Origin of the sequence: Sulfurovum sp. (assembly GCF_015493435.1) — a bacterium.
In the GTDB taxonomy this organism is placed as follows: domain Bacteria; phylum Campylobacterota; class Campylobacteria; order Campylobacterales; family Sulfurovaceae; genus Sulfurovum.
The window spans coordinates 36,344-47,396 of sequence record NZ_WGDD01000035.1 but is presented as its reverse complement, the minus strand read 5'-3'; the positions used below and the strand labels follow the sequence as shown (position 1 = coordinate 47,396).

Annotated in this window: 10 protein-coding genes, 1 other RNA gene and 1 pseudogene; all 12 read right to left on the bottom strand. The window is 43.4% G+C overall.

Annotated elements, in window-relative coordinates:
* Positions 1–425 (bottom strand): annotated as a pseudogene (gene tnpA, locus F8L24_RS06705) (IS200/IS605 family transposase); the annotation flags it as partial.
* Between the two features lie 192 nt (positions 426–617).
* Positions 618–968, bottom strand: an RNA gene (rnpB, locus tag F8L24_RS06700) — RNase P RNA component class A.
* Between the two features lie 25 nt (positions 969–993).
* Positions 994–1,917: a glutaminase gene (locus F8L24_RS06695; protein ID WP_294953520.1), complete on the bottom strand. Its 924-nt coding sequence runs from the start codon at positions 1,915–1,917 to the stop codon at positions 994–996.
* A gap of 272 nt (positions 1,918–2,189) precedes the next feature.
* Positions 2,190–2,744, bottom strand: coding sequence for a 2-oxoacid:acceptor oxidoreductase family protein (locus tag F8L24_RS06690; protein ID WP_294953517.1), 555 nt, complete (start codon positions 2,742–2,744; stop codon positions 2,190–2,192).
* 11 nt (positions 2,745–2,755) lie between these two features.
* The gene (locus F8L24_RS06685; RefSeq protein WP_294953514.1) at positions 2,756–3,613 is read right to left on the bottom strand and encodes a 2-oxoglutarate ferredoxin oxidoreductase subunit beta; all 858 of its coding nucleotides are present in this window, start codon (positions 3,611–3,613) and stop codon (positions 2,756–2,758) included.
* A gap of 2 nt (positions 3,614–3,615) precedes the next feature.
* Positions 3,616–4,755 carry a 2-oxoglutarate synthase subunit alpha gene (locus F8L24_RS06680; protein ID WP_294953511.1) on the bottom strand — a complete coding sequence of 380 codons (1,140 nt, stop codon included), beginning with the start codon at positions 4,753–4,755 and terminating at the stop codon, positions 3,616–3,618.
* Complete coding sequence (locus F8L24_RS06675; protein WP_294953508.1) at positions 4,755–5,087, bottom strand: 4Fe-4S dicluster domain-containing protein; 333 nt, start codon at positions 5,085–5,087, stop codon at positions 4,755–4,757. The genes F8L24_RS06680 and F8L24_RS06675 overlap by 1 nt, the downstream gene beginning before the upstream one ends.
* 232 nt (positions 5,088–5,319) lie before the next feature.
* Complete coding sequence (gene sucD / locus F8L24_RS06670; protein WP_294953505.1) at positions 5,320–6,192, bottom strand: succinate--CoA ligase subunit alpha; 873 nt, start codon at positions 6,190–6,192, stop codon at positions 5,320–5,322.
* Entirely contained in the window at positions 6,193–7,368 is a 1,176-nt protein-coding gene (gene sucC / locus F8L24_RS06665; protein WP_294953502.1) for an ADP-forming succinate--CoA ligase subunit beta, read from the bottom strand.
* Positions 7,369–7,637: 269 nt separating this feature from the next.
* A complete protein-coding gene (gene fumC / locus F8L24_RS06660) occupies positions 7,638–9,035 on the bottom strand; it encodes a class II fumarate hydratase (RefSeq protein ID WP_294953500.1) in 1,398 nt (465 codons plus the stop codon).
* A 14-nt stretch (positions 9,036–9,049) separates the two neighbouring features.
* Positions 9,050–9,994: a malate dehydrogenase gene (locus tag F8L24_RS06655; protein WP_294953497.1), complete on the bottom strand. Its 945-nt coding sequence runs from the start codon at positions 9,992–9,994 to the stop codon at positions 9,050–9,052.
* A gap of 4 nt (positions 9,995–9,998) precedes the next feature.
* Positions 9,999–10,958, bottom strand: a complete 960-nt coding sequence (locus F8L24_RS06650; RefSeq protein ID WP_294953494.1) for a malate dehydrogenase — start codon at positions 10,956–10,958, stop codon at positions 9,999–10,001.
* Positions 10,959–11,053 lie beyond the last annotated feature (95 nt).

Sequence of the window (11,053 nt, the reverse complement as noted above, 5' to 3'; positions counted from 1 at the left end):
GTATACTCCATATCTTTTCCCTGATTTTGAATATACTTTTTGATCACATCTTGATTACTGTACAGTTCAACTGTATCTTGCATAAAAACCACTTGTCCGCAAATTTCCACCCCACAATATTTCTTCAACTTCTTTATGTTTGGCAAAGATCTCCCTTGCGGTGATACTTTTGATGATGGTCACAATTCTTGTGACTGAAAGTGTTGGCACACTTTGCACAAGAAAATGTACATGATCCAAATCATTCCCTATTTCTATAAAATCTATTTCATATCGATCACTGATCTCCAGACATACATCTATCAGGATAATATCTACTGCCTCATCAAAAACTTTCTTTCGATATTTTGCAGGAAAAATACCAAGTGGTACAATAACAGTATCTTATTATGGCTTTTGTATATATGTTGGTCTTTTTCTTTCATCCATCACATTATATCACATGGTTACGACCCAAGGGTCGGGGAATTATTCCCGAAGGAGATTCAATCCACCTCTATGGTAATGTAATACCATTTTATCATAATATTAGTTGTAATACAATACGATTATTGGGAAAATATGTTATAGATAACAAACTATTAAGAGACTAATTAAGCTCAAAAGACCTCGTATATTAGCCAGGTGCAACGATAAGCCGGGTTCTGTCATTGGGTAGTTATTTATCTAGGCCTGTTGTTGCCAACAGGCTCGAGCGAAGTATGAGTGCCGATTGAACGGCTTGTGAGACTTGTACCATATACTTCTTGCTGCGGACAGGGTTTACCTGGCTGAGCGTGTTACCACGCTCACCGGTGGGCTCTTGCCCCACCCTTTCACCCTTACCGGACCGAGGTCCGGCGGTTTACTTTCTGTTGCACTTGCCCTCAGATTACTCTGGCCATCCGTTAGATGGAGTCCTGTCTCACTTGCAGCCCGGACTTTCCTCTCGTGACATACATGTCACCAGCAACTACCTGTTACACCTTGAGCGGATTATAGCATATTTTATCACTAAAAAATAGACAATCCCGTCTTTGTTGTAAATTTTTCCAATGCCAGTGTCCCTGCATGGGAATTACCATATCTGTTCAATGCCGGGGACCATACGGCAATAGACATCTTCCCCGGTACGATAGCCGCTATACCGCCTCCTACTCCACTTTTGGCAGGCAGCCCCACATGATAAGCGAATTCACCACTGGCATCATAATGTCCACAGGTAAGCATTACAGCATTGATACGTTTGGTTTGGGAAGGGGTAATAAATTGTTTTTGGGAAACAGGATCGGTACCTCCAAATGCCAGGAACAACATAGCACGTGAAAGTTCTTCCGTATTCATGGTAATGGAACAGTGTTTAAAATAGGTAAATACTGTTCCCAGTACATCATTCTCAAAATTTCCGAAACTTTTCATCAGCCTTGCCAATGCCAGATTTCTGTCACCATGCTCCATTTCGGAATTTGCAACAAGAGGATCAAAGGAAAGCTTGGGATTATTCGATATTTCCCTTACAAAATTCATGATCACTTCCAGTGTCATATATTCGTCTCTGTAATAGCTTATCAAAGCATCCGTAATGGCAATAGCCCCGGCGTTAATAAAAGGATTTCGGGGAATGCCGTTCTCATATTCGAGCTGCACCAGAGAGTTGAAAGGATTTCCTGACGGTTCCACTCCTACTCTTTTGTAGAGTTCACGGGAATAAACATCAAGTGCCAGTGTAAAGGTAAAAACTTTGGAAATACTCTGAATCGAAAACTGTTTACCGCTGTCACCTACGGAAAACACTTGTCCATTATCCAACGTCACCGTCATAGCAAACTGGCCTTTCCCCACCTCTGCCAAAGCAGGAATATAGTCAGCCACTTTCCCTTTGTGCAGTTCAGGCTGCACTTCATCGTAGATTTCGTCCAATATAGCCTGGTAATTCATGATTCATACTTTTTTAGAATGATTATACTGTAAAAAGAGGAAGGTTAGAGAGAAGTAATTGTTAGTTGCAAAAATGAAATAAAGATTTCTTCTTGATTTTATGTGGATTTTGAGGTTGCAAGAAAGGAAAGAAGCATTCTAAAAACACCACAAAAAATGAAGTAAATATTTCTTCTTGGTTTGCTCTAGATGTGAGGGTTGTCGCGAGGGAGTGTACGTCAGTACATGACCGAACGAACTCCCTCGCAGGTGCAGTGAAACAAGAAGAAAGATTACTTCATTGCTTCGAGTGCGTATTTTTTTCCTAACTCATAGGCTTTTAGGTTCAGCTCGTGTACCTTTTTAGGTACTTTAGAAAGCATTGTATCGATAAGTATCTGCTCATCCAATGCCTGTGTAAATGTGTTCGCAATGGCAAGTGCGACCACTGATTGTGTAATCACATTCCCCACTTCTTCTTTAGCGATGGTAATAATAGGTATTTCAACAATATTCCATTTTTTTCTATCTTCTTCTGTCGGGTGAACCAGATTTGGCTCAACTACGATCGTTCCGCCTTCTTTAACACCGTTTTTAAAAAGTTTATAACTTGCTTCTGCAACTGAAAGCATAAAGTCTACCTGTCCGTCTATAGCATAGGGATAAAATATCTCTTTGTCATCCAATTGAATATCGACAACCGTTGGACCTCCACGTACCTGTGAGGTATATGTTGCCGTTTTGACTCCATACCCGCCTGCTTTGATCTTTGCAGCTGCAAAGATCTCACCGGCGAGAAGAACACCCTGACCACCGACACCGGTAAATCTCATTACTATTCTACTCATAGTCTGGCTCCTTATATCTTTTTCTTAAAGTCATCTTGGGTTATTTTACCTCTTAGACCTTGATGAACTTCTTGAATTTCTTTATACATATCACAATACTCATCTGCTTCGGTGTCTTGTTTCAAGATACCTGTAGGAAGTAGGTTAAGCTGCTCTTCCGGACTTAATGTATCATATTTCTTTTTAGAAATAGTGATACTGTCGATCCAGTCAAGGTTTTCCATGGCATTTGCCATTTTATTTTTTCTACCAAGGTTGATATGGCAGTTGGAAAGTGCTTCTACATACGCAAAACCTTTGTGTTTGAGTGCTTCTACGAAAAGTTTTTCGAGTTTCTTAGGTGCTGTAACATTTTCTCTACCAACAAATGAAGCGCCTGCGGCAATAGCAAGTTCACAACCATCGAATGTAGGGTCAATATTACCTGCCTTCTGAGAAACGGTCCACATACCTCTTGGGGTAGTTGGACTTGTTTGTGAGTTGGTCAGACCATAAATAAAGTTTTGAATAATAATCATAGTAATATCAATGTTTCTTCTGCAACCATGTATCGTATGGTTACCCCCGATCGCCAGGGCATCACCGTCACCGGCAACACACACAACATATTTGTCCGGATTGGCCAGTTTGATACCCGTTGCATATGCTACCGTTCTACCGTGGGTAGTGTGTACCGTATTGAAATCGACATAAGAAGAGAATCTTCCTGAACAGCCGATTCCAGATACAACGCACATTTCATCTTTGTCAATACCTAGTTTATCTACCGCTCTGATAAATGATTTAAGTATAACACCATCACCACATCCCCAACACCACAGTGTTGGCATTTTTTCAGTTCTTAAATACTGATCGTAATTAAATGCCATGACTAAAATACCTCCTTAACTTTTTCTATAATATCCGCTGGCGAGAATGGGCGGCCATTAACTTTTACCAATTTTTCTATATCGAGTCTTCCCATGGATCTTTGGATCTCTTCAAGATATTGACCCATATTCAATTCAACAGAAAGGACTTTATCAAACTTTTGTCCCAATTCATGCATTTTTGCTTCCGGACTCGGCCATAATGTAATAGGTCTGAACATACCGGCTTTCACACCCTGTTCTCTAAGCACATTTACTGCTTCTCTGATAGCAAGTGATGCCGAACCGTAACCAATAAGAAGAATATCTGCATCGTCAAGCATATACTCTTCATAGCTTTCCAGTTCATCTTCATGTTCTTCCACTTTTCTAAACAGTCTGTCGATCAGTTTTCTACATGTTTCTATTTCTTCAGTCGGGAAACCTGATGCATCATGATGCAATCCGGTAAAGTGGTATCGGTATCCGGTAAACATCGGATTGAGCACTGCCGGTTCATCCTGTGCCACACCATAGGGCTTGTATTCTTCTGCCGGTCCGTCAAATGTTTTTCTCAGTTTGATGTCTGCCTCTACTGCTTCTACGGTAGGAATAACTGCTTTGGCATGCATATGGCCAAGTGTTTCATCCAGCAATACAATAATAGGCTGCATAAATCTGTCTGCCAGGTTAAATGCTCTTACTGTTTCAGTATAACACTCTTCCAGGTTACCCGCGCATAATGTAATTGATTTGTAGTCACCATGACTTGGATTCTTTGCCTGAGCGACATCCCCCTGGGATACACGGGTAGGAAGACCTGTTGAAGGCCCCCCTCTCATAACGTTAATCACAACCAAAGGAACTTCAGCCATTTGAGCGAGTCCAAGGTTTTCCGCTTTAAGCGATATACCTGGTCCCGAAGTAGCAGTAAATGCTCTTATACCGCTCATACTTGCACCTATTGCTGCACAAATACCTGCGATTTCATCTTCCATTTGAATTGCTGTACCGCCTTTTTTGGGCAGTAAATCAGAACTGACATGCATAACCTCACTTGAGGGTGTCAGTGGATATCCGGCAAAAAACATACACCCGGCATCTACTGCTGCCATTGCTGACAGTTCATTTCCACTGGATATTACTTCTCTTGTTGCTGACATTAGTTAGCCTCCTTATAATCTGCGGGCAATCTCCACCCATTATTAATAATTGCTTCCTGTCTTGCTTTGGATGCATCAGTCAATTTTGCAAATTTAAACTCTTTTCTCTCTGCTACATAAATTGCGAAATCCGGACAAACAAGCTCGCACTCGTTACATCCTATACACGACTCAGGTGCGACGATACTGATCATTGCACCTAAAATTGAAGTTGGTTCCTGTTTCATTGAGAGGACACCTGCAGGACATGAATCCACACAGATATCACAGGCTTTACATCTATCGGTATTAACCCATACCGGAGTATTTTCCGGAGCTACCATTGCTGCCATATTTTCCCCTTTTTATTTTTGAAATATTAAGTGAGATTTACTATTCACTAAAATTAGGATAGCTTAGTTTTAATAATGTAACTATAAATAAGTGGTAATTATGTGGAGTATAAGAGGGGTTGTTACCATTTGAAGCAACCCAAAAAGCGTAATATTTAGAAAAATTTATAATAATTGGGAATAAGAAGAGAAGACCGGGGCAGGAACCCCGGAAAGAGACTGAAGGCGAATATTATTTTGACAATACTTCTTTGACAGCTTTGCCGATCTCAGCCGGAGAAACAACCACTTTTACACCAGCCGCCTCCAGTGCTTCCATCTTTTCTTTTGCCGTACCTGCACTTCCCGATACGATCGCACCGGCATGCCCCATTGTTTTACCTTTTGGCGCGGTCTGCCCTGCAATAAAGGCAACCACCGGCTTGGTGATCTGCTCTTTGATCAGTTTTGCCGCCTGAATTTCAAGATCCCCGCCGATCTCACCGATCATTACGATACACTCAGTATCGGGGTCCGCTTCAAACATGGGAAGGATCTGCTTATAGGAAAGTCCTATGATCGGATCCCCGCCAATACCTACAGCTGTAGTAATACCATACCCTACATTACAAACCTGGTTTGCACCTTCATAGGTCAAAGTTCCGGACTTGGAGATAAGTCCGACATTTCCTTTTTTAAAGATCATACCCGGCATGATCCCTATCTTGCATTCTTCCGCTGTAATAATACCCGGACAGTTTGGTCCAATGGTCTTCATACCGTGTTTTGTCGCATAGGCTTTAGCCGCCTGCATATCTTTCACCGGAGCACCTTCTGTAATGATGACCGCAAGCTCAATCCCCGCTTCTGCCGCTTCCATTACAGCATCACCTACAAATGCAGGAGGAACAAAGATCATGGAAACTGTAGCACCTGTCGAAGCAACCGCTTCTGCAACCGTATTGAATACCGGCTTGCCCAAATGTACCTGGCCGCCTTTATTGGGTGTAACACCGCCTACGATATTCGTACCGTAGTCAATGCACTGTTCCGCATGGAAAGAACCTTCTTTACCTGTAAAGCCCTGAACGATTACTTTTGTATCTTTATTTACCAAAATTGACATTTATATCTCTCCTTTCGCCGCAGCGACTGCTTTTGCAGCGCCGTCACCCAGATCATCCGCTACGATCAGGTTTGCAATATGCGCATTTTTAAGAATTTCTGCTGCCTCTGGCGCATTCGTTCCGTCAAGACGTACCACAACCGGGACATTGACATCCGTGATCTTTGTTGCTTCAATAATACCGTTTGCAATACGGTCACAACGTACGATACCACCAAAAATATTGACAAAGATCGCTTTGACATTGGGGTTTTTCAGAATGATCTCAAAGCCTTTGGAGACAGTTTCAGCATTTGCCGAACCACCTACATCAAGGAAATTCGCAGGTGTTCCGCCCATGTGGTTGATCGTATCCATAGTACCCATAGCAAGGCCGGCACCGTTTACCATACAGCCGATCTCACCGTCAAGTGCTACATAGGAAAGACCGTACTTCGCTGCTTCAACTTCATCAGGGTCTTCTTCACTCAAATCTCTCATAGCTGCAATTTCCGGCTGTCTGTAGAGTGCAGAGTTGTCAAAGCCCATTTTTCCGTCAAGCGCCAGGAATTCACCTGAACCCGTTCTTACAAGCGGGTTGATCTCGATCATCTCTGCATCTTTATCCATATAGAGTTTATACAGTTTTTGTGCAAAGGTAATAATATTTTTCTGTTCACCCTTGTCAGTGATACCAAGACCGAATGCCAGTTCACGCCCGTGGAATCCCTGGAAACCGATCGTCGGGTCTACAGGAACGGTAATGATCTTTTCCGGTGTTTTTTCCGCCACATCCTCAATGTTCATTCCGCCTTCCGTAGACGCCATGATCAAAGGCATTTCCAGTTTTCTGTCCAGAATGACAGAAAGGTAGAACTCATCTTTGATATCCGCACCGTCTTCAATATACAGTTTCTGAACCAGCTTTCCTTCAGGGCCTGTCTGATGCGTTACCAGTGTCATCCCAAGGATTTCATCTGCCAATTCTCTTACTTCATCCAGTGATTTTGCAAGCTTGACACCACCGCCAAGCCCACGTCCTCCTGCATGAATCTGGGCTTTCACGACCCAGATAGGTCCACCCAGTTCTTTTGCTGCCTCAACAGCTGCATCAACAGTTTCAGCCATTATACCTTTTGGTGTGGGAACACCATATTCAGCAAAGATCTGTTTTGCCTGATATTCATGTACGTTCACATAGTCTCCTTTTTTTACAATAAGTTCCTTTATTATACGCCCATTAGTGATAATATTTTATTAATTGAATTATTATGAGAGGTGATTTTAGAAAAGTGTTAAATTTTTACACAGTTTGAAGAGAAAAAATGGAAAAAAGGCAGCGAAATGCTACCTTTTGTAAAGTATATAGAACTTAAGCCTTATGCGATTCGGCATTTAGTGCCTCACTTGCATTGGCTTTTAAGCCTTATACGATTCGGCATTTAGTGCCTCACTTGCATTGGCTTTTAAGCCTTAGGAGCGATCATATCCTGTGGCTGTACATAACGGTCGAATTCCTCAGGCGTAAGAAAACCGAGTGCAACTGCTTCTTCTTTGAGCGTTGTACCGTTGGCATGTGCTGTTTTAGCGATTTTGGCTGCATTCTCATACCCGATATACGGGTTGAGCGCTGTAACAAGCATCAACGAATCGTTTAGGAATTTCTCAATATTCTCTTCGATCGGCTGGATACCTACGGCACAATTGACATCGAAACTTCTCATTGAGTCAGCCAGCAGTCTGACTGACTGAAGAATATTATATGCAATGACCGGTTTGAACACGTTCAGTTCAAAGTTACCCTGAGAAGCCGCAATACCTACAGCGGCATCGTTACCCATCACCTGCACTGCTACCATAGTGATCGCTTCGGCCTGTGTCGGATTTACTTTTCCGGGCATAATGGATGAGCCCGGTTCATTCGCAGGGATCTCGATCTCACCAAGGCCGCAGCGTGGTCCCGAAGCAAGCCAGCGAACATCATTGGCTATTTTCATCAGGTTGGCTGCGAGTGCCTTTAATGCACCGGAAAGTACCACTTCTGCATCATGTCCGGTCAATGCATGGAATTTGTTCGGCTGAGAAACAAATCCGTAATTTTCTGCCATGAAACTGTTAAGTTTCGCCGAAACTTTTTGGGAAAACTCAGGATGCGAATTCAATCCTGTTCCTACAGCCGTACCTCCGATAGCAAGCTGTCTGCAGTATACCAGAGCATCTTCTATCTGTTTGAGGTTCGTTTCGAGCATCGCAACATAACCGCTGATCTCCTGGCCGAGTGTCAGGGGTGTCGCATCCTGAAGGTGTGTACGTCCGATCTTTACAATATCTGCAAATGCTTCAGATTTTGCTTCGAGCGTTCCTTTAAGCTGTTTGAGCGCAGGAATGAGATTGTCCGTTACGGCAACCACTTCGGCAATACGCATACCTGTCGGATAGGTATCGTTGGAGCTTTGTCCTTTGTTGACATCGTCATTGGGATGTACCAGATGCTCTTTGGTAAAATCAGCACCCATAAGCTCTGTCGCTTTGTTGGCTACGACTTCATTCATATTCATATTTGACTGTGTCCCTGAGCCGGTCTGCCATACCACCAAAGGAAAGTTGTCGTCAAGTTCTCCGGAAAGCACAATATCACAGGCTTCAGTGATGGCTTTTGTTTTGGCATCATCCAAACGTCCAAGCTCATTGTTGACCAGAGCGCATGCTTTTTTCAGGTTTGCAAAGCCATAAACCACTTCAAGCGGCATTTTCTCGATCCCGATCTGAAAATTCTGTACAGAACGCTGTGTCTGTGCAGCCCAGTATTTATCTGCAGGAACCTGCATTTCACCCATTGTGTCTTTTTCTATTCTGTATTGCATTTTTTACTTTCTCCTTATTCAAAAAATTGATTTGATTTCAGTATATTGATTCCTTCCCGAATACCCTCTACCGAAATCTTGAATTTTGCCTGCGTTTCCTCATCGAGTTCTATCTCAATGATTTTCTCTGCACCGTTCTTTCCCAAGATCACCGGTACACCCACGCTTATGTCATTATAGCCATATTCACCTTGAAGCAGAACGGAAGAAGAGACAACGATCTTACTGTCGTTTAACAGTGCTTCCACCATATAGGCAATGGCGCGTCCCGGTGCATAGTAGCCTGAAGTACCAAGGTATTTGACGATTTCAGCACCGCCTGTCCGTGTACGCTCAACGATCTCAGCCATCTCTTCCCGGTTCAAAAGCTCATCAACCGGAACATCTCCTACCTGTACTTTTTGGGGAAGCGGGATCATATTCTGGCCATGGTCCCCTATCACCAGTGTTCCTATCTGTCCTGCACCGTACCCAAGTCTGTTGTAGATCTGGTATGCCATTCTTGCACCGTCAAGTGCACCTGCCAAACCAATGATGCGGCTGCGTTCCCATCCTGTCATTTTGTGGATCACATAGGTCATTACATCAAGCGGATTGGAAACACAGATGATCACTGCTTCAGGTGAATATTTCATCACATCTTCGACTACAGATTTCATGATCTTGGCATTGATCATCAGCAGATCTTCACGTGTCATCTCCCCTTTGCGGGGCACACCTGCCGTAATGACCACGATATCACACTCATTAACATCAGCCGGATTCTCTGCCGCAGTGATGATTGTACTGTTGGGGGCATAGTGGCTCGACTGTGCGATATCGATCGCTTTGCCTTTTGCCACCCCTTCTGCAATATCAAAAAGAACGATTTCATTGCACGTTCCCATCATACTTAAGCTGTATGCTGCCGTAGCACCTACAGCCCCGGCACCGATTATCCCTACTTTTCGTCTGTGCATCTATCTATTTCTCATCATCAAAAAAATTTGCCTTGTAAAGGGTGTCTACCATCTCTCTCACTGAAGCAACAGAATTCTTGAAACGCGTCTGCTGAAGCGGTTTGAGTGTCATATTGATCACCTGTTCTGCACCCCCGGCACCTATCATCACAGGTACACCGGAAACAATATCCGAATACCCATAGTCATCTTTCAGCATCACTGCACAGGAATGGATCTGATTGGTATCTTTCAAGATCGCTTCCACCATTACCGTCGTTGATTTTGCAGGCGCATAATAAGCAGACCCGTCGCCGAGAAGATTGACAATTTCTGCACCGCCGTTTCTTGTCTTTCTTACAATTTCACCAATTTCTTCAGAATCCAGAAGGTCTTCAATAGGCACACCTGCGACTGTGGTAAACTTCGGAAGCGGCACCATCGTATCTCCATGCCCTCCCATGACTGTTGCACGGATCTGTCCTGCACCGTATTCAAGTTTTTCATAAATAAAATGTGCCATTCTCGCTGCATCGAGAATACCTGCCATCCCAAGAACACGTTCTCTCGGGAAGCCGGTCTCTTTCAGTGCCACGTAAGTCATCACATCCAGAGGATTGGAAACCACGATCACGATCGAATCGGGAGCAAATTCTTTGATTTCCCGGGCATAGCACTTGACGATCTCTGCATTTTTAAAGAGAAGATCGTCTCTGCTCATACCCGGTGTTCTGGGTGCTCCCGCAGTAATGATGACCACATCGGAACCCGCCATATCTTCAGGGCCTTTGGCGGCCTTTACAATAGTGTGCTGTCTTGCTGCATTGGCAGCCTGGGACATGTCAAGCGATTTGCCTTTGGCTACATCATAGTTTCTGCCGCGAAGCACAACATGATGGCATGAACCGTTCATTGCCAGGATGAATGCGACCGTCGAACCGAAATTACCCGTTCCGATTACCGTTACTTTTTTTCCTTTTGCCATTGATTTCCTTTAATATGAGAATCATGGAACTATCTTCAAACAAAACATAATTCATAACTTGGATCATTATCAATAATGTTTTGCAATGCCTGTGA

Bases quoted from the DNA above. Each gene is read 5' to 3' on its own strand.
- F8L24_RS06695 (WP_294953520.1), bottom strand. From the start codon at position 1,917: ATGAATTACCAGGCTATATTGGACGAAATCTACGATGAAGTGCAGCCT.
- F8L24_RS06690 (WP_294953517.1), bottom strand. From the start codon at position 2,744: ATGAGTAGAATAGTAATGAGATTTACCGGTGTCGGTGGTCAGGGTGTT.
- F8L24_RS06685 (WP_294953514.1), bottom strand. From the start codon at position 3,613: ATGGCATTTAATTACGATCAGTATTTAAGAACTGAAAAAATGCCAACA.
- F8L24_RS06680 (WP_294953511.1), bottom strand. From the start codon at position 4,755: ATGTCAGCAACAAGAGAAGTAATATCCAGTGGAAATGAACTGTCAGCA.
- F8L24_RS06675 (WP_294953508.1), bottom strand. From the start codon at position 5,087: ATGGCAGCAATGGTAGCTCCGGAAAATACTCCGGTATGGGTTAATACC.
- sucD (WP_294953505.1), bottom strand. From the start codon at position 6,192: ATGTCAATTTTGGTAAATAAAGATACAAAAGTAATCGTTCAGGGCTTT.
- fumC (WP_294953500.1), bottom strand. From the start codon at position 9,035: ATGCAATACAGAATAGAAAAAGACACAATGGGTGAAATGCAGGTTCCT.
- F8L24_RS06655 (WP_294953497.1), bottom strand. From the start codon at position 9,994: ATGCACAGACGAAAAGTAGGGATAATCGGTGCCGGGGCTGTAGGTGCT.
- F8L24_RS06650 (WP_294953494.1), bottom strand. From the start codon at position 10,958: ATGGCAAAAGGAAAAAAAGTAACGGTAATCGGAACGGGTAATTTCGGT.